This is a genomic window from Streptomyces sp. NPDC055243 (assembly GCF_044544025.1).
In the GTDB taxonomy this organism is placed as follows: domain Bacteria; phylum Actinomycetota; class Actinomycetes; order Streptomycetales; family Streptomycetaceae; genus Streptomyces.
On record NZ_JBITWR010000003.1, the window covers coordinates 415,448 to 437,906 of the forward strand.

Annotated in this window: 14 protein-coding genes, 1 other RNA gene and 1 pseudogene; 7 read left to right on the plus strand and 9 right to left on the minus strand. The window is 65.9% G+C overall.

What is annotated here, in order from left to right; all coding sequences use genetic code 11:
* The first annotated feature begins 44 nt into the window (after nucleotides 1-44).
* The 3 genes from ACIGXX_RS11715 to ACIGXX_RS11725 all read left to right on the plus strand — a co-directional run bounded on the left by ACIGXX_RS11715 (nucleotide 45) and on the right by ACIGXX_RS11725 (nucleotide 3,481).
* Nucleotides 45-1,025: an asparaginase gene (locus ACIGXX_RS11715; protein WP_366462114.1), complete on the plus strand. Its 981-nt coding sequence runs from the start codon at nucleotides 45-47 to the stop codon at nucleotides 1,023-1,025.
* A gap of 80 nt (nucleotides 1,026-1,105) precedes the next feature.
* Nucleotides 1,106-2,503, plus strand: a complete 1,398-nt coding sequence (gene aspA / locus ACIGXX_RS11720) for an aspartate ammonia-lyase (protein ID WP_366462109.1) — start codon at nucleotides 1,106-1,108, stop codon at nucleotides 2,501-2,503.
* Nucleotides 2,504-2,545: 42 nt separating this feature from the next.
* Nucleotides 2,546-3,481 carry a glutaminase gene (locus ACIGXX_RS11725; RefSeq protein ID WP_351159825.1) on the plus strand — a complete coding sequence of 312 codons (936 nt, stop codon included), beginning with the start codon at nucleotides 2,546-2,548 and terminating at the stop codon, nucleotides 3,479-3,481.
* Nucleotides 3,482-4,037: 556 nt separating this feature from the next.
* Here the strand turns inward: ACIGXX_RS11725 and ACIGXX_RS11730 are convergent.
* The 3 genes from ACIGXX_RS11730 to ACIGXX_RS11740 all read right to left on the minus strand — a co-directional run bounded on the left by ACIGXX_RS11730 (nucleotide 4,038) and on the right by ACIGXX_RS11740 (nucleotide 7,665).
* Nucleotides 4,038-4,658 carry a hypothetical protein gene (locus ACIGXX_RS11730; RefSeq protein WP_399974894.1) on the minus strand — a complete coding sequence of 207 codons (621 nt, stop codon included), beginning with the start codon at nucleotides 4,656-4,658 and terminating at the stop codon, nucleotides 4,038-4,040.
* 173 nt (nucleotides 4,659-4,831) lie between these two features.
* Complete coding sequence (locus ACIGXX_RS11735) at nucleotides 4,832-6,739, minus strand: hypothetical protein (RefSeq protein ID WP_399974897.1); 1,908 nt, start codon at nucleotides 6,737-6,739, stop codon at nucleotides 4,832-4,834.
* Nucleotides 6,740-6,876: 137 nt separating this feature from the next.
* Nucleotides 6,877-7,665 (minus strand): hypothetical protein, encoded by a 789-nt coding sequence (locus ACIGXX_RS11740; protein ID WP_399974900.1) that lies wholly within the window; start codon nucleotides 7,663-7,665, stop codon nucleotides 6,877-6,879.
* 288 nt (nucleotides 7,666-7,953) lie between these two features.
* Between ACIGXX_RS11740 and ACIGXX_RS11745 the strand changes: the two genes are divergently transcribed.
* The 3 genes from ACIGXX_RS11745 to ACIGXX_RS11755 all read left to right on the plus strand — a co-directional run bounded on the left by ACIGXX_RS11745 (nucleotide 7,954) and on the right by ACIGXX_RS11755 (nucleotide 13,558).
* Complete coding sequence (locus ACIGXX_RS11745; RefSeq protein ID WP_399974903.1) at nucleotides 7,954-8,448, plus strand: Pycsar system effector family protein; 495 nt, start codon at nucleotides 7,954-7,956, stop codon at nucleotides 8,446-8,448.
* Nucleotides 8,445-9,170, plus strand: coding sequence for a Crp/Fnr family transcriptional regulator (locus tag ACIGXX_RS11750; RefSeq protein WP_399974906.1), 726 nt, complete (start codon nucleotides 8,445-8,447; stop codon nucleotides 9,168-9,170). Before ACIGXX_RS11745 ends, ACIGXX_RS11750 begins: the two co-directional genes overlap by 4 nt.
* A gap of 119 nt (nucleotides 9,171-9,289) precedes the next feature.
* Nucleotides 9,290-13,558 (plus strand): tetratricopeptide repeat protein, encoded by a 4,269-nt coding sequence (locus ACIGXX_RS11755; RefSeq protein WP_399974909.1) that lies wholly within the window; start codon nucleotides 9,290-9,292, stop codon nucleotides 13,556-13,558.
* 213 nt (nucleotides 13,559-13,771) lie between these two features.
* Here the strand turns inward: ACIGXX_RS11755 and ACIGXX_RS11760 are convergent, their stop codons facing one another.
* The 4 genes from ACIGXX_RS11760 to ACIGXX_RS11775 all read right to left on the minus strand — a co-directional run bounded on the left by ACIGXX_RS11760 (nucleotide 13,772) and on the right by ACIGXX_RS11775 (nucleotide 19,430).
* Nucleotides 13,772-15,670, minus strand: coding sequence for a UvrD-helicase domain-containing protein (locus ACIGXX_RS11760; RefSeq protein ID WP_399974912.1), 1,899 nt, complete (start codon nucleotides 15,668-15,670; stop codon nucleotides 13,772-13,774).
* 3 nt (nucleotides 15,671-15,673) lie between these two features.
* Entirely contained in the window at nucleotides 15,674-17,788 is a 2,115-nt protein-coding gene (locus tag ACIGXX_RS11765) for an ATP-dependent nuclease (RefSeq protein WP_399975211.1), read from the minus strand.
* Nucleotides 17,789-17,968: 180 nt separating this feature from the next.
* A complete protein-coding gene (locus ACIGXX_RS11770; protein ID WP_399974915.1) occupies nucleotides 17,969-18,478 on the minus strand; it encodes a helix-turn-helix domain-containing protein in 510 nt (169 codons plus the stop codon).
* 619 nt (nucleotides 18,479-19,097) lie between these two features.
* Nucleotides 19,098-19,430: a hypothetical protein gene (locus ACIGXX_RS11775; RefSeq protein ID WP_399974918.1), complete on the minus strand. Its 333-nt coding sequence runs from the start codon at nucleotides 19,428-19,430 to the stop codon at nucleotides 19,098-19,100.
* Nucleotides 19,431-20,032: 602 nt separating this feature from the next.
* Between ACIGXX_RS11775 and ACIGXX_RS11780 the strand changes: the two genes are divergently transcribed.
* Nucleotides 20,033-20,866 (plus strand): hypothetical protein, encoded by an 834-nt coding sequence (locus tag ACIGXX_RS11780; RefSeq protein ID WP_399974921.1) that lies wholly within the window; start codon nucleotides 20,033-20,035, stop codon nucleotides 20,864-20,866.
* A 278-nt stretch (nucleotides 20,867-21,144) separates the two neighbouring features.
* Here ACIGXX_RS11780 and rnpB read toward each other — a convergent pair.
* Together rnpB and ACIGXX_RS11790 are read right to left on the minus strand one after the other, a co-directional pair.
* Nucleotides 21,145-21,552, minus strand: an RNA gene (gene rnpB / locus ACIGXX_RS11785) — RNase P RNA component class A.
* A 121-nt stretch (nucleotides 21,553-21,673) separates the two neighbouring features.
* A pseudogene (locus ACIGXX_RS11790) lies at nucleotides 21,674-22,453 on the minus strand (DMT family transporter); the annotation flags it as partial.
* Nucleotides 22,454-22,459: the final 6 nt, after the last annotated feature.

Below are 22,459 nucleotides of genomic sequence, written 5' to 3' on the forward strand. Positions count from 1 at the left end.
CATGCGGGCGTTCATACGGGAGTTCGCTCGCCGATGCGCCCGCGGTGCGGGAACCTCTGCACGCGCCCGTCGCCCGTCTCGTACGCGGCGGTGTCATCGAGGGCATCCACTACGGGTCGGTGGTCGTGCTGGCCGCCGACGGGAGCGTGGAGCTGCAGATCGGTGACATCGAGGCGGCGTTCTACCCGCGCTCGGCGATCAAGCCGGTGCAGGCCGTGGCGCTGCTGCGGGCCGGGCTCCCGCTCGACGGCGAACTGCTCGCGCTGACCGCGGCGAGCCACTCCGGCGAGGAGCGGCATCTCGCCGGTGCACGGCGAATCCTGGAGCTGGCCGGGCTCGTCGAGGACGACCTGCGCAATGTCGCGGACCTGCCCTTCGACCCGGTCGTGCGGGAGGACTGGATCCGCGCAGGACGGCTGCCGTCACGGCTCGCGCAGAACTGCTCGGGCAAGCATGCGGCGATGCTGTACACGGCGCGGCTGAACGGCTGGTCGCTCGACGACTGCCTCGATCCCGCCCATCCGCTCCAGCGGGCGATCGCGAGGACCGTCGAGGAGCTCACCGGGCAGGCCGTCGCCCGGGTGACGGTCGACGGCTGCGGCGCACCTCTGTTCTCCGTCTCCCTGCACGGCCTCGCACGCGCCGCGGCCAGGATCACCACGGCGCCGCCCGGCACCCCCGAGGCGCGGGTGGCCGACGCGATGCGCGAGCACGCCGAGATGGCGTCGGGCTCCGGCCGCGACGTCGCCGCCCTGATGCGGGCCGTGCCGGGGCTGCTCGCCAAGGACGGCTTCGAAGGGGTGCAGGTCGCGGCGCTGCCGGACGGCCGGGCCGTCGCCGTGAAGATCTCCGACGGGTCGGACCGGGCGCGCCTGCCGGTGACCGCGGCGGCGCTCGCGCGCTGCGGGGTCGATCCGGCCGCGCTCGCCGGGTTCGGCGACGCGCCGCTGCTCGGGGGCGGGGAGGTGGTCGGCTCCATCCGTCCGGCGCGGGCGCTTGAGCCGATCACGTCGGCGTCCGTCTGACACATCCGCCCCTCACGCCCCTCACCCCCAACTCGCCCAACTCGCCCAACTCGCGCAACCCAGAAGGAAGCCGCACCACCATGACCGTCCGCAGCGAGCACGACCTGCTCGGCCACCGTGACATCCCCGCCGAGGCGTACTGGGGTGTCCACTCCCTGCGCGCCAAGGAGAACTTCCCCATCACGGGGACCCCGATCTCCACCTACCCGCACCTCATCAAGGCGCTCGCCGCGGTCAAGGAGGCCGCCGCGCTCGCCAACGAGGAGCTCGGCCTGCTTGAGCCCCGCAAGGCGGCGGCCGTCGTCGAGGCCTGCCGGGAGATCCGCGAGGGCAAGCTGCACGACCAGTTCGTGGTGGACGTCATCCAGGGCGGGGCCGGCACCTCGACGAACATGAACGCCAACGAGGTCGTCGCCAACCGCGCCCTTGAGCTGCTCGGCCACGCCAAGGGCGCCTACCAGTTCCTGCACCCGAACGAGGACGTCAACCTCGGGCAGTCGACCAACGACGTCTATCCGACGGCCGTCAAGATCGGCACGGTCTTCGCGGTGCGCGAGCTCCTGGAGGCGATGGCCGTGCTCCAGGACGCCTTCGCGGCCAAGGCGGTCGAGTTCCGCGACGTCCTGAAGATGGGGCGCACGCAGCTGCAGGACGCCGTGCCGATGACGCTCGGCCAGGAGTTCTCGGCGTACGCGGTGATGCTCGACGAGGACCGCAGCCGGCTCGCCGAGGCCGTCGAACTGATCCACGAGATCAACCTGGGCGCGACGGCGATCGGCACGGGACTCAACGCGCCCGCGGGCTACGCCGAAGCGGCGCGCAGGCACCTCTCGGACATCACCGGTCTTCCGCTGGTGACGGCGGCGAACCTGGTCGAGGCCACCCAGGACTGCGGTGCCTTCGTCCAGATGTCCGGGGTCCTCAAGCGGATCGCGGTGAAGCTCTCCAAGAGCTGCAACGACCTGCGCCTCCTGTCGTCCGGGCCGCGCGCGGGCCTGAACGAGATCAACCTGCCGCCGGTGCAGGCCGGTTCGAGCATCATGCCGGGCAAGGTGAACCCGGTGATCCCCGAGGTGGTCAACCAGGTCGCCTTCGAGGTGATCGGCAACGACGTCACGATCACCATGGCGGCGGAGGCGGGCCAGCTCCAGCTGAACGCGTTCGAGCCGATCATCCTGCACTCCCTGTCCGAGAGCCTCACGCATCTGCGCGCCGCCTGCCTGACGCTCGCCGAGCGGTGCGTAGCCGGAATCACGGCCAACACCGACTCCCTTCGCGCGGCGGTCGAGAACTCCATCGGCCTGGTCACCGCGCTCAACCCCCACATCGGGTACGAGGCGGCAACCGCCATCGCCAAGGAGGCACTCGCCACGGGACGCGGCGTGGCGGAACTCGTCCTGGAGAAGGGCCTGTTGCCCGCCGAACGCCTGGCGGAGCTGCTCCGCCCCGAGGTCCTCGCGGGCTCACAGCGCGCCTGAGCCCCCGCGCCGCCCGACCGCCCCGGCCCACGACAGTCCAGAATGGCGATCATGAAGACGCCGTCCCCGACCTTCCAGCCGGTCCTCGACCGCATCGCGGCCGAGATGGAGAACACACCGGAACGCGGCAGACCCGCCGACTACATCCCGGCGCTCGCCGCGTGCGACCCGCGCCGGTTCGGCATGGCCGTCGCCGAGCCGGACGGCACGGTGTACGGGGTCGGCGACTGGCGCCAGCCCTTCTCCGCGCAGTCCATCACCAAGGTCTTCACCCTCGCGCTCGACCTGGCGCGCGAGGGTGACGCCCTGTGGGAACACGTGGGCCGTGAGCCGTCCGGCAACCCCTTCAACTCGCTCGTACAGCTGGAGTACGAGAACGGCATCCCGCGCAATCCCTTCATCAACGCGGGCGCGCTGGTCGTGACGGACCGCCTCCAGACGCAGACCGGCGACGCGGCCGCCGCGCTGCTCGACTTCCTGCGCGCGGAGAGCGGCAACGACGGGCTCGCCATCAACGAGGCCGTCGCCGCGTCGGAGTCCGCGCACGGGGACCGCAACGCAGCGCTCGGCCACTTCATGGCGTCGTACGGAAACATCGGCAACCCGGTCCCCGTCCTCCTGAACCAGTACTTCCGCCAGTGCTCCGTCGAGGCGTCCTGCGCCGACCTCGCCCTGGCCACCGGTTTCCTCGCCCGCCACGGCATCCGCGCCGATGGCACCCGCCTGCTCAGCGGCAGCCAGGCCAAGCAGGTCAACGCCATCATGCTCACCTGCGGCACGTACGACGCGGCGGGCGAATTCGCCTACCGCGTGGGCCTGCCCGGCAAGAGCGGCGTCGGCGGCGGCATCATCGCCGTCGTCCCCGGCCACTGCACGCTCTGCGTCTGGAGCCCCGGCCTGGACGAACGGGGCAACTCGGTGTCGGGCGTTGCGGCGCTGGACCGGTTCACGACGCTTACGGGGCTCTCGGTGTTCTGAGGCGCGGCGAGGCCGGGGCGCGGCGGGCCCGAAAGAGGAGTCCCCGGTGGGAGCCGGGAAGGGAGAAGCGGCAGACGAGTCGGGCTGTACGCCGGGTTTTTCTGACGCACCTTTCTGACCTGCGGCTTCGTGGACCGGATCGGCTGTGACCTGCTAGGTCGGGCTGCAGAGGCGACCGGAGGCAGTCAGAGGAAACCGCTCTGATTCGACCCGGCTTCGACCCGAGCTGCTCGGAGCCAGTCAGAGGCAATCGCCCTCTGCTTGGCCCTGAATCAGCCGAGGTCGGGGCGGTGACGAATGGGTCAGGACTCCTCTGACGGCACTCCGCGTCGTTCTCGGTCGGGCCGCGATTCCGCCTCACCTGATCAACACTGTTCGTCATGGGAGTCATCGGCTAGATGGCCGTGGTGGCGATACACCATTTCGTCGGGGTGGCGTATCACTCGTGCCAGCCGCCAGGCCGCGTCGTAGGACATGCGGCCTCGTTCTTGAGCACGAAGCCGCATGGCCAGGAGGCTGGTTGCCGGGTCGAGCAGCCAGCGCAGGGCGGGTAGCTTCATCGGGCCGCGCCCACCTCAGTGACGGAGCGTGGCTCTTCCCTGTCGCTGCCGACACCTACGGCCGAATCGGCAGCCACAGGTTCGCTCGGTGCCAGCCAGTCGAGCGCATCGTTCCACCCCATCTGATCCAGGACAGTGCGGACGGTGGCGGTGAAACGTGCATGTTGTCCCGGATTGTCGCCCAGTTTCTCCCACACGTACAGAAGGGTTTGGGAGATGCGTTCGGCCTTGGACTGGATGTCGTCGGCCGCTCCGACCAGCGGAAGGATCTTCTCCTTGAAGACGGCCCAGTCAAGGGAGCCGAGATCGTCCAGGTGGCGGTCGAGCCACCAGATGCGCGTGGCGTCCGGCGTCTCGAAGACTGCTTGTCTGAACCGTTCTCGGCGTTCGTGTTCCTGGGCGAGTTGGAGCGTCACCTCGCGTAAGGCGTCTTGGTATCGCTGAGCTCGGTCGGCGTCCTGCTCGGAGAGCATCAGGTTGATGCGTGCCTTCAGCCAGAGGCCAGGGGCTTCTTCGGGTGTGTGCCAGTGTGCCGCGGCGAGCGTGAGGCATTCCTGCGCGGTGGTGAGCTGTTCGGGTAGGTGACGCCCGGTGATGCCTCGGCCGAGTTCGTCCACGGCGAGCCGTGCGGCTGCTCGGGCCGTGGCTGAGCCGCCGGTCTGGAGAGATGCGTGGGCTCGGTAGGTGAGGGTGCCGTGGGCACAGAAGCGGATACCGGGCAGACAGGTTGGCCACTGGGCCCGGATCCGACTGCGCCGACGGCTCCACCACGGGCCAGGTCCGTCGATCGTCAAAGGGTCGATGCCTCCTCGGACGCCCGGTAGCGGCCGACAGCCCGTTCCAGGACCCCTCGCCAGAATGGATCGATCGCCTCCTCCGTCACCATGAGCCCGTCGAGACCGGAGCGGCGGCTGGGCGGGGCGAAGATATCTGTGAGCAGATCCAGCACCGGCTCCCGACGCTCAAGGTCGTCTTGGAAGCGCTCTTGCCACCGCCTCAGTTGCCTGTCGACGGCCTTCACGGCGGCATCGGTGGACAACAACTCCTGCCAGGCGCGGACCACTCGCAGCCGGGCCTCAGGCGTGGGTACATCGCTAAGGACCAGGTCTGTTCCCTCGTCACTGGAGACGAGGGCGAGGAAGGCCCCCAGAGTCTGGCGGCGCACAGTCGCATCAGCTTGTCCGCTTTCGACGTCACCGAGCCATTGGTCGACCGCCTTGCGCACCTCATCCGGCCGCCGGAGGGAGAGCTGCTGGAAGGCATGGACGACGGTCGCGGAGCCGAATTCCTTGTGGCCTGCCGCCTTGCCCAGCCGTGTCAGCGCGAGGACTGGTTGGTCGATGCCCCAGGCACCTGTGCAGATCTCAATGACGAGGTCAACTTTGTTGGCCGAGGGAGTTTTGGCATCCACCCATTGGCGCAGGCGATTACTGACGTAGCGGCCGAACTCGGGGTCCCCGGCTGCTTTGGTCAGGGTTTCCACGGCCAGGACCCGTCGGGGACCCGTGAGGTCACTGGCCAGCCCGTCGAGGATGGCCCGGTCGTGGCGGTGCACTGCCAGCGCCAACAGTGCGGTGGCGACCCGGCGGGCATCCTCTTCTGGAATGGTGCGATCTGCGGCAATGCCAATCGCCCATGCGCGCAGAAGGTCGCGTTGGGTGGGGAACTCATCCCACAAGTGGCGCAGGATGGCTGCGGGCAGGCCCTCCATCGTCTCGTCGTGGAGCGCCCGGTCCCCACTGCGGGTGATTTTCGCGGCTTCCAGTCGGCTCGATGTCGTGGCGTCGGTCAGGACGTTGGCCGGTTCGCGTGCGAAGTCAAGTTGGGCCAGAAGGTCGTCGGCTGCCTTGATGACGGACCTGCTCTGCCCTCCGTGGAGCAAGGCGCCGGCCCAGACCATGACCCGAGTGGACAGCAGCTGTGCATCGCTCCCTCGCACCCGGTCCTCACTGAGAAGGATCTCGATTTCGGTGTGCCAGTCGCCGAACTCCTTGACGATTTCTGGGATCTCCTCGGGGCCGGATGCCCGGATGAGACGGCCAGCCAGACGCCACGCCGCGCGTGCAGAGGGATTGGCCTTCCAGATGTCACCGAACTTCTCCTCCAGCCAGGCCACACGATCACCGCGATGATGCGCGCGCAGTTCGGCCGTGACGAGGGGCCTGGCGTCCGGAGACTCCAGTCGGACAGTGAATGGCAGGGTGGGTTCGGCCCAGTGGCCGTACCAGTCGGCGGGCGTGGCAAGGATGATGAGGAAGGAGTTCTTCTTGCGCAAGTCCTCCCCATGAGCAACCAGGTCGGTGCCCAGTCGGCCGTCTGGCCGCTCTGGAAGGTCGGAGAGATCGAGGACGTATCCCGTCGCCGCTTCTTCCGGCAGCGGCCGGACTGAGGGCTTGGACCATTCCGGGTCGAGGTCGAAGATCGCCGACACAGGGTTGGCCACCGTACGCAGTAGGCGCATTGCAGCGGTGCGTCGACCACTGCCCTGGGCTGCGCAGAGCACGACGATTCCGTATGCGTCCAGGAGTTTGGACGCGGCTACCCACTGGTCGGAGCTTCGCGGCGGGACGAACCGTCCTTCCTGGCTTGCCTTGTAGTCGGCATCGCTCTCAGTGATCAGGACAGGGATGACCTGATCACGGTTCAAGTGCAGGTTGTAGGCCTGGATACCGTGCTTGCCGGAGTGCGTGAAGTTCACTGAGTCGGGATGCGACTGACCGTTTGGCTCGCCGCCTTGCGATAGTGGAGGGTGACCTGCGGGCTCATTCGGTGCTGTGGGTTCCGCTGAGGGTGTGGTGGAGCCTGTACGGTCTTGCTGGTCCTGCTCGTGGTCGATCATCGCTGCCCCCGTCCAGCGCCGTAGTGGTTGTATGCCTGGATCCCGTGCTTGCCGGAGTGGTTGAAGCTCACCGCGCCCGGAGCCGAGGGAACGGCCTGAGCTACTACTCCAGGTGCAGGGACCGGCTGCTCCGCAGCCGCATCCGTGGTGTCGAGGGGTTCGAAGATGTCCGGGTCCGCGAGCCGCCAGTCGAAGCCGGGGATGTGGACATAGGCCGGCTGCTGGAACTTCTTCACCTTCACCAGGTGCCGCATGAACTGGTCGGGCAGGACATCGCCGTTGACGCAGCCGCTCTCGAAAACGTCCTCGTAGACGCGTTGCGAAATGATCACTGCGGTGTTGGTGATCTCCGGGTTCGCGCGGTTCAGCAGGGTGCGCAGTGCGTCGTCGTCCAGGAGCCGGTGGGTGTGCACCATCGGTACGCCCAGTCCGGTGTGCGGCAGCGGGCCGACGTGAATGCTGACCCTGAGCTGCAGGGGCGTACTGGCGGGGCTATCCGCGCGTCGACGCCCCAGAGCCTGCCTCAAGGCACCGGGGAAGCAACCCACCAGTGCGGGCAACACCTCCGGATCCATGCCGGCGACGTAGCTGTCTCCGGCATGCTGGCCGAACACCCGCAGCTGCCACTGAGCGCTCACGTTGCTGGCACTGAGCGCCTCAGACAGCAACGGCAGGATGTCGGCGTTCACTTGCTGCATGCCCTTGCTGTCCAGCGCGCTGAAGTTGCGGGCGTCCACAGCCAGTACGGCCCGATAGGGCCACAACGGTTCCCATGACGGCAACATGTGCCGCTCCTCTCGTCGGGTGCGGTGCCGCGAATCGCGGCGAACACGACCTTCGTGGAGCAGCAGGGCCGAGATGGTCCAGGATTGGACGGTACGAGCGTGCGCTGGATCACATGGCGGGTGTGTCGTCCTGGCAGGCGATGTCGCTGGGGCCTCAACACAAGGCACTCCGGAGAGTCCGTTCTCGGCCAAAATGCCATAAGTAGGTTTTCCGCCTAGTTACCGTGACCAGACTTCAGCCCGGGACCGGCGAGCGAACGCCTGGATAACAGCTAGGGGGACGGCTTGATGGCGGTTGAGCCGACGGAGACAGCGTGGCGGATTCAGGCAGCTGTTGCGGATTGGACGGCCAAGGCAGACTCAAAGGCATCATTTGCCCTGACGATGCAGTCCACGGCCTTGGCCGTTCTTGGGCTGCTGGCGACCTCCAAACGATCTGCTGGTGATTTCGACTCGACGGTGCCGCAGTTGTTGTTGTGGATCGGTGTACTGCTCATGGTGGCTGGAGTGAGCTTTGCAACTTGGGCGATCTCACCCAACCTCCGCAAGGAGCGACGCGGGCCGGAGAACGACGACGACTTCCTGTATTTCGGGCATGTTCGGCACTTGGATCCGGCAGTCCTGGAAGCAGCGCTTCGGGATAAGGACCCGTTGCCGTCGCTATCCCGGCAGGTGGTGGTGATGAGTGAGATCGCCTGGAACAAGCACCGCCGGGTGCAGTGGTCGCTACTGTTGGCGGCCGCTGGTTGTGCCGCCTTCGGCCTCGCGACAGTCGTCGGATGACACCGGAGGGCATCGTGACGAACTTCCGCTCCCTGGTATCCACCGACGTATGGCGTGACTTGATCGACCGCGGTCGCCCGCAAACGTACCCATACAATTCTGTGCTCCTCGCTCAGGGCGAGTCGCCCGACTGCGTGATCGCATTGGTCGACGGCCTCGTGAAGGTCGCGCAGAGCAATGAAGGCGGAGACCACCTGACATTAATGCTCCGTGGGCCGGGTGAAGTCCTCGGAGAAATGGGCGCCTTACTTAATCGTCCGCGCTCAGCCACCGTCACAGCGGCGCGCCGCTGTACCACAGTCGTTCTGGCCGCTCATGCCTTCCGGGGCTACGTGGAGCGCCATCGTCTAGAGACGGTCATCTACCAACTGACTGTGGAACGGCTGAACAGTCACGAACGCTTGCGAGCAGACCTGGTAAACCTGCCCTCCACAGCGCGTGTGGCCAGAGTGGTGAGCCTCCTCGCTGACGAAATCGGCCGTCCCCAGGGGACCGCAGGTCTACTCGTGGAACTAGGCATGCCGCGCACAGAGCTGGCCACCATGGCGGCGATGCGCCGCTCATCAGTACTTTCGGCCCTGGGCGAGCTCCAGTCCGCCGGCATCCTCATGCTCGGTCGTCGGCGCCTGGTCATCACAGACCTGCACCGCCTGCGGACGGTCGCGTGCGGCAAGGAGCTCCTCGGTTGCAAGAGCCGTGTGGATACGACGCCCGCCATGTGACTCACAGCACGCCCATACCGTCCAACGCTGGACCATTCCGTGTCCACTCCTGCACAAGGGTGGCGTTCGCCGTGATGCGCGGCGAAGCACACATCACCTAGTGAGAGGGGCAGCACGACATGGAGCCCACCGTGCCGCCAGCAAAGCCGACTGAGCCTGCAGGCGCGCAATCCCAGTCGGAGAACCGCGAACCGGACGCCCAGCCGCATCCCGACACGGTGTCCTTCAGACACCACGGAGAGTTGGGCATTCAGGCCTACAACCTGCACCTGACCTGCGACCAAGTCTTCCCAGTGCCCTTCGCCGGCGCCACTCCTGTCCTGCCAGGAAGTGCTGGTGGCAGGTTCGTCCCGTCACAAGACGGGGCTCAGGAAGTCTCCAGGCTCCCTAGAGAGGTCCGCCCTTTGGTTGGGCGCGAGGCCGAGGTCGCCGAAGGCTGCAGGCTTTTGGAAGAGCCGGGTGTGGTTGGCATGTCAGCGGTCGTGGTGACGGGACCGCCAGGTATCGGCAAGAGCGCTGTAGCCCTGCGGTTGGCGAAGCTCGTCGCAGGCGCCTACCCGGACGGCCAGTTCCAAATCGATCTCGCCCTGTCGGCTAGTGACGGGAACCCGGCTGATCTGGTGCCGGCCCTCTTGCACACTCTCCGTCCCGACGGTGACCCGCTTCCTGAAGGACGTGTACATCAACTGGCTTTGCTGCGCAGGACGCTGTCCCACAGCAGGGTGCTGCTGCTCGTTGACGACGCCGTCTCGGAAGAAGCGCTCCTCGAAGTCCTGCGCATGGAAGGGCCCTTCGGCCTTGTGTGCACGAGTCGCGCAAAGCTGAGTGGGCTCGCAGGGCTAGTGCACGTCATCGAGCTCGAACCGTTGCCCACACGGCACAGCGAGGAGCTGATACGAGAGGTCGTTGGCCTCACCCGTCTCACCGACGAGCAGGTGTCCTCCCTGGCAGAAGCATGCGCTGGCCATCCACTTGCCCTGCATGTCGCAGCCGCACACTTGGCACGTCGGCCCAAGATCAGCGTCGACCGCTTCCTTGACGACATCACCAGCCCTGATCGTGGCGTCCGGGCCCTCAAAGCCGGGCAGACCGCCTTAGAGCCCGTGCTCGAGCGAAGCTTCGAGGCGTTAAATCCCGACCAGGCAGAACTCTTCACCACGCTCGGCGCCCTGCCTCACATGTCCGTGACTACGGATGTCATCGCTGCTGCCATGGCTGCCTCACTGGAGCAGCTCGATGACGACCATACCGACGCTGTAACGGACCTGCTGGACTCGCTGTTCGAACTCAGCCTCATCGAGCAGATCGACGAGGACCGGTACGTCCTCCATGAGATCCTGCATCGCTTCGCCCGGCTGAAGTCCGCCTCCACTTTATTGGAACGCCGCAAAACCATTATCCGCCATGTATGTCTCATACTGGCCGCGCGGACGCAGTCATCGACGGAGTCGATCGGCTTCATGGACAAGGAAGCGATAGTTCCTGCGCAGAGCAACGCAGGCGCCTTGCGTGCCCTGAACGCGGACCGTCCAGGAGCTGTCGCCATGGCCGAGATAGCCCGGAAGCATGAGATGTGGGAGCCGCTGCTTCTCCTCGCTTCGCATCTCACGGACTCTCTCTGGCAGGGGAGCCACTGGACCGATCTGGAACGCGTCTACGAGTGCGTACTAGAAGCTGGTACCCTCGCCGACAAGCCGGGCTGGACGGCAGCGGCTCAGCACAACCTGGCCACAGTCGTCAGCCATCTCGGTGACAGCCAGCGTGCCACCGACCTGCTGCAGCGCAGCGCCGAGACTGCTCACGAAGCCGGCGATCCGCACCAGATGTTCCTGGCACAACTGGCACTGGGCACGCTGCTCATCAACCTCGGACGCGCCCGGGATGCCATCCCGTTCCTACACCATGGCCTGCGCTTCTGGCGGGTCATCGGCGATCGCCATGTTCTGGCCCATGCCCTGGGCACCCTTGGCCAGGCGTACATGGCCATTGGTCAGGTCCGTCGGGCCGAGGAGTATCTCCGTAACAGCAAGAACATGTCCTCGGCGGGCAGTGATGCCGACTTATCCAACCGCATGGCGATCACAACGCTGCTGCGGCGAACCGGCCGTATGGCTGAGGCCGCCCAGGAAGCCTGCCGAGACATCGAACGAGCGCGTGCTGTGGGGAGCCGAGAATGGGAAGCCAAGGCATTGATGGAACTCGCAGAAACTCCCCTTGAGGAGCGACCAAACTCGGCCCCACTGCAGCCTCTGGATGCTGCTTTGGCTATCTACCGGGACACAGGCGACATTCAAGGCCAAGTGAGGGTGCTCTTCCGGCTGGGCGATCAAGCAGCAGATCGCGCAGACATCCACCAGGCTGCTGAGTTCCTCGGAGAATGCGCCAACCTCGCCTACCAGATCGGGGACTACGAACACGCGGCGCGCTCGCTGGTCTACCTGGGCTCTTACCACGGAGGCATCGGGCAACTCGACGAAGCGGAGACGTACTTCACGGACGCACTGGACATGGCTCGGCACGTAGGGAACCCCGGCGTGCTGGCCCAGGCTCTGCAGAAGAGGGCCGAATACCTCTGGCACCTCGGTCAGATCGGCGCAGCCGTCAGCCACCTGAGCGAAGCAGCTCGCCACCTGGAGGCCACCGAGGAACAGCAAGCACTAGCCCAGATCAGAGCAGCTCTGGGGGAGGCGCTCGTCGTCGCGGGCCGATGGAAGGAGGGTGCCAAGATCCTGGAATCAGTCCTCTCTGTGGTGTCCGACCACGTCTCCCCTGCCACCACGGCCCGGGCATCCCGCGCGCTAGCCATCCTCTACTCACGCCGGGGCCTCCACACAGAAGCCATGTCCACGATCACTAGGGCACTCGATCAGAGCGAACGCGCTGGCGACACCTCAGGGGTCCTTCACTGCAGGATGGCGCTTGGCAACGTGCACGCCCGGAACGAAGAATGGTCCGAGGCACTCGACCAGTACGACAAGGCCGCCGAGCTCGCGGGAGAGCGAAGGGATCTTCACGTTCTTCTCGCCGCCCGAAGCCAAGCTGCGGTGTGTCGACTCCGCAAAGGCGACGATAAGGCTGCTGTCGCGGCAATGACCGAGCTCATCCCGCTGGCCGAGCAGTTGGGGATGCGATCGGCTCAGGCTGCCCTTCATTCCAACATGGGGGTCCACTACGCCAGCTCAGCTGACTACAAGAACGCGGCCACCCATTTCCTTACGGCCTTGTCTCTCAGCGAGCAGCTCGACGACGAACCGATGCGCGCCACCTGTCTACTCAACCTAGCGCGCGCTTACCGCGAGCTCGGCGACATCGACAACTCCCGCGCGCATGCGCGCCAAGCTTTCGCTCTCCACCACGACCTCGGCAATTGGTCAGAGGCAGGCGAGGCTCTGCTCCACCTGGGCGTGCTGCACTACGAGGTAACACCAGACGCCGGTGTACCCACTTTCCGGGAGCTGCTGGGTAAGGGTCAGCGCATCGACAACCGTGTCCTGGAAGCCCTCCGAACTCGTGTACACCGAGCTGTTCAAGACTCCGTCGTCAGTTCCAGCGCCAAGGCTGGTAGCTCGAACGCTCTCGCCGGCATGAGAAGGATCAATATCTCCGACTCCGTGCTGGAGGCACTGACCGGCGTCAACCTCAAGCCGCTCATCATTCGCCTCGGAAACTCGCGACAGACCTGTGCAGCCTGCAGTCTCTTGATCGACGAGACCGGAGAAGCCGAACTCCTCTTCCTGCACCACCCGCAGGTGGACCACGTCCTGTTGCGGCTGGCACACCCTCACTGCGTCCTCTCCAGGGTGATCCAGCTGAACGGTCCCGCGCCCGAACAACCGGGAGAGAGCGTCGAAGTCGAGTGCATACTGTTCGGGCAGGACAAAACAGGGATCATCGCCGACTGCTATGGCGGATGGGGCTCACTCAACGACAGCAGCACCATCGAGGACCTCGTTCTCAAGAACTACCTCGATGCAGGCTTCGCCAGCCTGCAGAGCATGCTCAGGCTGAAGGACGGCCAAACGCTCGACTTCCGTGACATTCCAGCCGCACGCGGTGGCAGTGTCGAGGCACGTCTCGAAGACAACAAGCTCTCAATCACCGGCCCTCACGGCCCGCTTCTGCCACCTATGCCACTCAACTTCTACCCGCACTGGTACGAGAAGGCACTGGAGGGGTCGTTGATCGTCATGCTGGGCAGGAACCTTCAGGGAATGACAGCCGATGACCCCTCCTACCTCCTTCGTGCCATGGCCCTGGGTCAAGCGGTGGGCGCCACGGTGCCCCTTACCGTCGTACGGCCCCGCAGAAACAGCCCCTGCCCGTGCATGATGCGCAGTGGACGCAAGTTCAAGCACTGCTGCGGAACGAGCAGCCGCTCACGTGGCTGATGCCTGGCAGGCCAGGACCCGCTGGGTTGGGTTGGCACGTCCGCAGGGTTCGTCACAATGCTGGAAAGACCTAGGGTGCTTCCGGTGAGCTGCACGCTCCGGTTTCCGACCAATGCCCTGACCACCGGCGCCGCCCAGAAGTACCCGACGACACTCGTGTCCCGAGGGCTCCCCTGAATCTGCCGAATCACTAGGTGGGCATCGTCTTGAGGCTCAAATGCCGTGAACAGTCCAGCCGCGAGTTGTCATCGCCTCGACGTACGGCGCGGCCCTTTTACGGTGCGCCGCGAAGGCGAGCAGGTGAGTGGGGCGGGTGGCGCCGACGAAGACGAGCTGCGCCGCACGCTGAATTGTGACCAGGGCCTGGGAGGCGTCCTGTTGCTGGCTCAGGAGTCCGAGGACCTCGTGTACGTCGTACTTCTTGCCGCTGCGTTCCAGGCATTCGAGGATGAGCGTGGCCGCGTGGGTTTCGCCTTTGGCGCTCTGGATCGATCCCGCAACCGACGCCACCACTCCCTGTTCCGCATCAGCCGCGGCCTCGGGCACGGGCGCTGGCTGGGCGACGTACGGGATGTGGGCAAGGGGGTCGGTGAGACGGGCGACGCCCTTCAAGGGGCTCTGGGTCAGGTCGGGCAGCAGCCGCAGAAGCCGGGCGGTGAGGACTGCCCATTCGACCTGACTGTCGAGTGGGTTCGTCAGCAGGTCGTGCAGGAGCAGACGTGCCCGGCCTCCGGCGGTGGCCAGGTCTCGGTCCAGTCGTCTCAGCGGGGGCAGGCCGCCGGCACTGGCGAGCCGGGCCACGTCACGGATGGCGTTCCACAGGAGCGTGACGGCTGCGTGGTTGTCGCCGGATTGCCGAAGCGCCTGGGCGGTACGTGCCGTCGTGATGAAACTGCCGGTTTTCTGGACCGGCGTGGCGGTGAAGCCGGGTACGTAGCAGGAGAGGGATTGCGGAAAGGCCTTGGCGCTTCCCTGGATGAGGCGGGCGCCCAGGACGCGGGGCGGGTTGTCCAGCAGCAGTTGGCGGGGGACCGTGATCGCTGCCATCCGTTCGAAGGCCGGTACGACCTCGGCGACGGTGTCGTCGTCGAAGAGCAGCAGGGCGACGGTCCCGTCGTGGCCGGCGCCGTCGATGTGCTGGCGGCGGTGGACCGTGAGGTCGCTGGCGAGTGCTGCGATCTTGCTGCCGAATCGGCGGCTGACGGGGAGTTGGGCGGCGTGAGGCAGGGGGAACGACGAGGGCTGTGAGGCATCCGGTCCGTCGGCGAAGATGCGCTGGTTGACGTCACCCACACGCTGGACGACCGTGCCCGGCGGGCCGAAGACCTTGTCGAGCAGGCGTTGCTGGAGGTCGCTGGTGTCCTGCATTTCGTCCAGGAGGACGAAAGGAAAGCGGTGGGCGACAGCCGGAGCGAGCTGTGGGTGATGAAAGAGGTAGTGCTCAGCCAGGGCGAACATGTCGTGGTAGCGGAAGACGCCTCGCTCCGTGAGCATCTCTTTGAGAGCGGCGAATTGTTGGCCACTGTCACTGGACGCTTTGAAGGGAGGTGTGCCGCCAGGTCCTGTCGCGATCAGCTCTCCGGCGTCGCACACGTAGCGGGCCTCGGCGACGAGTCCGGAGCCGTTCGTGCGATGCCCGAGCGCGGTGTTGAGTTTCCGGAACCGGGGCTGGCGTTCGAGTAGCCGGAGGGCTTCGTCCGCGTAGGCCTGGTCGTCGACAGTCTGGACTTCAATGCCCCGGGACCGCAGGGCCGGCAGGGCCAAGAAGGTGTTGGTGAAGGCCTGGATCGTGCCGATGAAGTGCGGGTACTGCAGGAGACGGCGTCCCGCCGGTGTGGCGGTGAGGCGGTTGGTGATCTCGTCCTTGGCCGTGTTGGTGTGGGACAGGACGCAGATGCCGCGCGTGGGCGAGGTCCATCCCTGGCTCAGGAGCGCGAGCTTGAGCCCGATCAGGCTGGTCTTGCCCGAGCCGGGAGCTGCTTGCAGGTCCAGAGATTCCGCGCTCTGGATGAAGTCCCACTGCTCCTGGTGCGGCAGTTCGAGTCCGAGTCGCTGGGCGAGTGCCTCGACCCTGTCCTTGATGAAGACGTTGGGGGCATAGAGGGGCGTCATCGCTCAGACCTCGCTGCACAGATATGTGAAGGCGGCCACGAGGTAGGACGGCAGATCGCCATCGGTCACCGAGGTGGTCTGCAGGAGGCGGGCCGCGTGTTGGGCAGCGATCGGCTTGTTGCCCCGGCCCATCCGCAGCGGCTCATAAATGTCCAAGGCCGCCTTCTCCAGGGGGACGTTGCTCTCTCGCCACTTCTTGACCTCCTCCTGCGCCAAGCGGTCCAGGTCGGCGAGCCTGTCCGCAGTGGGCCAGGTGGTCTTGGAGGCGACAGCAGCGCGGACGGCCTGGTGCATGAGGGTCGCCATGGTCCAGGAGGCCGCGGCCAGGTCGTACTCCAACGTCCAGTGGTCGGAGACGAAGGTGCGCACGTGACCGCTGTCCTTTTCCTTCAGCGCTGCGACGTGATCGGCGATCTGCTGCCCGGTCATCTCCGCCGAGCACTTCAGCTGCTTGCGCATCTCCTCCGAAGTGCCAGCGGGCACCAAGTCCCGGTCCCGGATGCAGGCCACCGCAACCGGTATCTGCTCACCCTCGCGCTGGAAGATCCGGCTGTAGCGGAAGAGACCGACGCCGCCGACATTGACGACGCTGACGCCGCATTCGCTGAAGGATCGGCCGACAGCCTGTGCGAGGGCGGGCAAAACGATGGCTTCGGCGTCGCCTTCGACGATGGCGACGCTGCGGGCGAAGAACAGGTTGGCCTTGGTCACGTCGAGGAAGCGGGTGAGGAAGGCGTAGTCGCCCTCGTCGAGACAGGTCAGTCCCGGTGCCAGGCGAAAGGCTGCCCCGCGGGCGACGAGGGTGAGGTGTTCCACCGGGATGGCCGAGGCCAGGTTCGGGCTGTGGGTGGTGAGGATGACCTGGACCGGCGGCGTCCCGGCTGTCCTGGCGGCCTCGGCGCGTTCGCGCAGCAGGTCCATGATGCGGGTCTGAAGTTGCGGGTGGAGGTGGGCTTCGGGTTCCTCGATCAACAGCAGGGGTGCGAAGGCGCTGTTGCCGAGCAGGAGCAGTTCGGCTGCCATGAACAGGGCGTTGTTGTAGCCCAGTCCGTGTCTGGTCCACTCCCCCGCGCCCGCGAACAGGGTGAGTTCCAGCCGTTCCAGGGCGCGGGCAAGAGTGGCGTCGCCGGCGACGCCGATCTCGGCGCGCAGGACGTCGGAGCCGATGGAGAACTTCTGCAGGTAGCCGGTGTTGATGTCGTAGCGGGCCGCGGCCACCGCCTCGTTGTCACCGATGTGGCGTTCCGCGCGGCGCAGGATGCCGACCAGGGTGGTGGCGCTGTCGCTCTCCTCGTCGAAATCGTCGTCACCTTGTACGCGCATGGCCGGGTAGCCGGCGAGGATCTGCGAGAGCCGCGATCCCCGGCCGGAGCGCAGTTCGGCCTCGGCATCCCGCAACGGGCGCAGGTAGGTGGCCTTCAGCAGTTCACGTGCGGCACCGTCCAGAGCGGGTCCCTGCCCGTCGCGTCCGGTGCGCGTGGTGACCGAGACCCTGTGGGGAGGCAGCGGCTCCATCAGCTCCGCTTTGACGGTGACATAGAGGGCGACGTTGCCGTCGTCGTCGGTGGTGAGCAGCTCCAGGAAGACCCCTTGTTCTTCCGTCGTCAGGTCCTTGAAACCGCAGGTGATCTTGAAGGTCCCTGCTCGGCCGTCCTGTCCGACGTGGAAGTCGTCACGCGTGATCCGGTAGAAGTCAGCCGCTGTGGTCAGCAGGCACAGGCGGATCGCGTCAATGATGGCCGTCTTGCCGCTGTCATTCTCGCCGACGAGGACGTTCGTGGCGGGACCGAACTCCAGGCTCAGACTGGCGTCCGTGTCGCCGCTCTTCTGCGGGGACGAGCCGAAGATCCGGAAGTTCTCCGCGTACAGCCAGGCAAGGTACAACGACGTCCCCCGAGCAATGCGGCCCGAGCCCCGGATGGCGCAGGCGGTTGCAACCGCATCAAGTGCCCCACCCGTACGCGGCTCTGACGCATCATACGATTCATCACAACACTTGTGTCTCGTTGGGAGAATCCACCCCCAAGGCTGGAAATGGACACGCCAGATACCCAACTCCGGCAGCAGGGCTGGACCGTCATCGCTGCGCGCCATCAGATGGGGATGATGAGCCTCCATGGCCGACACAACAGCAGGAAGGCACCTGCGCCCGGCCAGGCGACAGGGTGCGGATTGGGCGCCTCGGCGGGTTCACGCGCACCGCCTGCGTGGATCTTCTGGAGGAATCGCGACGCCCAACAGCCCCTACGAGCTCACCACACCCCAGAAAGAATTCGAGGACGTTCGATTGCCCCCGGACTACTGAGACCCGGGCTTGCCGGATTCCTCCCGGGGGATGTGGTTGACGAGTTCCCCCGGCTCTACATCGAGTCCAGCAGCGATGTCCAAAAGCGTGAGCACGCTGGGGCTGCGCTGCCCATGCTCGATATAGATGAGTCCGCGGAAACTCAACCCGCTGCGCTCTGCGAGCTCTTCCAAGGTGTATCCCCGGCCTTCCCTGAAGCGTCGAATCTGCATACCGAGGGACAGGAGTCGGGGATCTGGTGACGGTTCGCGTGGTGGCACACAGCGACACCACCCGCGCAACTTCCCCCAGACCATGAACAGCTGTGCATAATCGGGCTTCAGACTGGAAATCCTGCACGTGAGCACACGTGAATGATCGTGCGGCTGCGGCGCCACTCGCCCACACGCCTCGCCCGACGTAAACGGCCAGACAGGGTGCGACAGCAGGGCACTAGCTCGCGAGCAATGAACGAGAACACATGGCCAGACCTGTGTTGCCATTCGATCGATGGCACAAGTCATATCCAAAACCCCACCGAGGTGACACTCCCTGTAAGTGCGGGACCAGGAACCGCCCCCTTTACCCGTCAGCGGACCACGGACGAGGGCTCCGCTGGCAAGCTCGCTACGTCGATCACCTCAAGAAAGAGCACAGAGAGTCGTTCGCTACCTGGGAGGAAGCCCTGGACCGGCTCGGCCACCTGGCGAACCAAGACTCGACCGTGACGGGCGCGAGTCAGCCGGTACGCGGTGCACGGGTCGCTGCCAGACCTGCCGGTGGTCGGGACGAACGTCGAGCGTGATCTTCCATCCATTGGCTTCGAGCAACCATCGGCCCGACCATTCATGTTTGCCGCGAGGTGTCTCCTCTACCAGCCCCAATGGTCCATGCCAGTTGGGCAGGTTGAACCAATGAACGAGGATTCGACTCAAGGGAACATCGGAGTTCCCGAAAACGGCTCCGTTCGACCAACCGCCATCGACGTTCCGGGGGACCCCAGGCAGGGTCATATCGCCCATGGGGCGACGAAGCATCAGGGGAACCTGGTTTCGGTTGGCGAAGCCCGGCGTCGCGCCACCGCCAACTTCCCACTCAAGGTTGAACCCGTTTGAGCAGGTCAGCTCGACGCGGCCAGGGACATCAACTGTGCCGAGCGGCTTGCGGATCAGCATGCCCCTCCAGATACCTCACACCCGTCCGAAGGACTTCGGTGCTCCCGTCCGTTCCGCGCTTACCGCTGACAATCCGGCCGAGCAATTCGGTGGCATCGAGGGCGAGGAAGAGCGACCCGAGGTGGTAGTTGTGCTCGAAGTTGAGCCCAGAGGCCTGCATGAACTCGCGCATGACACCGCAGACGTACGAGGCCTTGCACACGTATGGGTCGAGCCCGGCGATCTGTGCGGCATCGTCCCACCGCGGCACGTCGTGGGTGAGCTGGACAGCGTGCTGAGCGAGGAGGGGACGATAGTCCATGACTCCATGGTCAGGCCGACTTCGGGCTTGGACAACCTCTTCACCCACTGAGCGGCGTCAAGACCCGATCACTACCAAGCGCCAGCAAGTGGGGCAGGTCCGAGCAATTCTGGGCGTGACTCATCCCTGCCACTTATCTCGCCGCAGGTCGCGGCCTTGGCACCACGCCCGACTGCCGACAGGTGTCAACTGCCCCATACCGCTGCTGGCCGGCACTGAATCTCTGCCGCTTTCGGATTCGGCGGCGAGCAAATGATGTCTGCAGAAATCTTCGGGACAGATCGGTTCAGCCCCTGTCACGCTTAGCCATGGCGACTGCATGGAGTTCATGGAGTTGGGACTGGCGGAGGCTGGACTGCCTCGCTGGTTGCGGCGAGCTCGTCAAGCGCGCTCGCGACTCATGGGTGGAGATCGGCGGCACGCGCTCTGGGAGCTGGTTGATCGGAACACGCGTCGACGTAGGACGCATGTTCTCGGATCCCCTTCCACCACCGAACGACGAACCGCTCTATATGTTGGGGGCAGCTCACCGCGCTTGCCTCGGAACGGCTGTCCAACTCCTCCGCGCGGGCAGAGCCCAACTGGCCGACATCCTGACCACGATGGATGTCGACACGAATCTCGAAGGCCGGGGCCACACGAACTGGATGGCCCCTCCACCAGGCCGATGCCCCTTCTGCCCGGACCCACACGCCCAGACTACCGACGAGGACATCTACCCCAAGTGGCTCGTGCGCGAGATGAAGCGCCACGGCGTGCGGAGCTCGGATCCCCATCGGCGGCGTATCAACTGGCCGACAACACCTGTCTGCCAGCATTGCAACAACACATGGATGTCAACGCTGGAGAACGACGTCAAGGACATCCTCGTCCCGATGTTCTTCCACGTGAGATCGCTGGACGAGCATGCCCAAGGCCGACTCGCCCTGTGGGCCGCCAAGATGGCCATCCTCTTCGATGCGATAGGCAGCAACATCGTTCCTCACGGGGCCGGGCAGAGCCTGGAGATCTTCCGCCAACCGCATCACGGGATGCGGGTCTGGATCGCCGCGTACCACGACGTGAACCCGCTGACTGTGGTGTCGCGCCCCATCTACATGCCAGGGAACGATTCAAGTGACGACTTCCTCGGCCTGTGCGTCACCTTCTCGGTGGTCAAGGTCGTGTTCCAAGTGCTCATCCCCTTCCACGAGGGAGACCTCGCCCCCCTAGAGGACTTCCACGGTTCTGCCGTGCCGATTTGGCCACCGGCCAATCCCATACTCGACTGGCCACCGCGATACCGGTTCGACGCCACCTCCATCCAGGCACTCGCCGCAAGGATCAACGACAACCGAGAGAACCTGACGATCGAGGTAAACCTCGACGCAGCGCAACGCGTGAAGCAAGCACCCCCCGAAAGCGGATCCACCAGCGAGTCACAGCGGACGGAATGACCTGCACCCAGTCCCGCCAACAGGGAGACACGCCGGACGATACTTTCGGAGACGTTCCAAGCGCCCCAACTCGCCAGCCACTGACTTGAGGCCACATCCTGCACCCAACAGGTGCCCTATATGCCCAGTACACCCCTTATCCACAGGACAGGATGGACGATACGAGCCGTATATCTACGCGTCGTCGCCCACCCACACGGCCCGGATTCGACCCAGATTCGACCCGGCCAAATTGTCAATGAGTAAACATGGCATCTGACCTGCGGAATGAAGAGCGGCAGACGAGTCGGGCTGTACGCCGGGTTCTGTCGCCCGGTCGCCTCGCGGCGGCCGGGGAGACGGCCATCCATCTAGGACCCGCATTGCTGCGGGCCTCGTGCGGTCTACCCGCGGACTCGGGCGGGCAGCCCTCGGTCGTCCGCGCAGAGCCACCGAAGTGGCTCCTTTTGACCTTGCTCCAGGTGGGGTTTACCTAGCCGCCTGAGTCACCTCAGGCGCTGGTGGTCTCTTACACCACCGTTTCACCCTTACCGGGGGCCGAAGCCTCCGGCGGTCTGTTTTCTGTGGCACTGTCCCGCGGGTCACCCCGGGTGGCCGTTAGCCACCACCTTGCCCTGTGGAGCCCGGACGTTCCTCGGGAAGAGCCCCTGGTGAGGGAAGCTTCACGCGGCCGTCCGCCCGGCTCGTCTGCCGTGTCGACCATGCTACCCGCCGCGACCCCGGCTCCCGGCCCGAGGATCCCGCCGTCGCCAGGAACGAGCCCGCCAGGATGAGGGTGAAGGCCGCCGCGATGCCCGCCGTGAAGGGCTCGGAGAGGAACGTGACGCCCGCCGCCACCGCCACCGCCGGGTTCACGTAGGTGAAGACGACCGCGCGGGTCGGGCCCGCCTCCCGGATCAGTTCCAGGAAGACGACGAAGGCCAGGGCCGTGCAGATGACGCCGAGGCCCGCGAGGGACGCCAGCGTCCGGGCGTCCGGGACGGTGGAAGGCCAGGTCATCGCGGCCGGCACGGCGTAGACCAGCGCCGCCAAGGCCAGGCAGGGGGCGATGAGTTGGAGCGTGGGGACCGACCTGAGGTGGCGGGCCACTATCAGGGGGGCGATCGCGTAGCCGAGCGCCGTGAGCAGGACCTCCGTCAGGGACCAGGCGTCGCCGCCCGTGAGGTGCGGGACCGTGAGGACGGCCACGCCGCCGAGGCCGAGCCCCAGGCCCGTGAGGCGGCGCGCGCCGAGGCGCTCCGTGTCGCCGAAGAAGCGGGCCAGGAGGGCGCCGATGATCGGTACGGCGGCGATCAGCAGGCCTGCCGTGGAGCTGGAGAGGCGGCGCTCGGCGTCCGTCAGGGTCCACCAGGGGCCCAGGATCTCGATGCAGGCGAAGGCCAGCATCGGTTTCCAGTGGGTGCGCAGGACGCGGGTCAGTCCCCCTTGCCGCAGGGCGAACGGCAGCAGCAGTGCGGCGCCGAGCGCGCAGCGGGTGAAGACCACCATCGAGGGCGAGAGGTCTTCGACCGCCACTTTGATCATCAGGTACGGGATGCCCCAGAGGACGCCCATGAGGGAGAAGAGGAACCAGCCGCGTGCAGTCATGCGGGC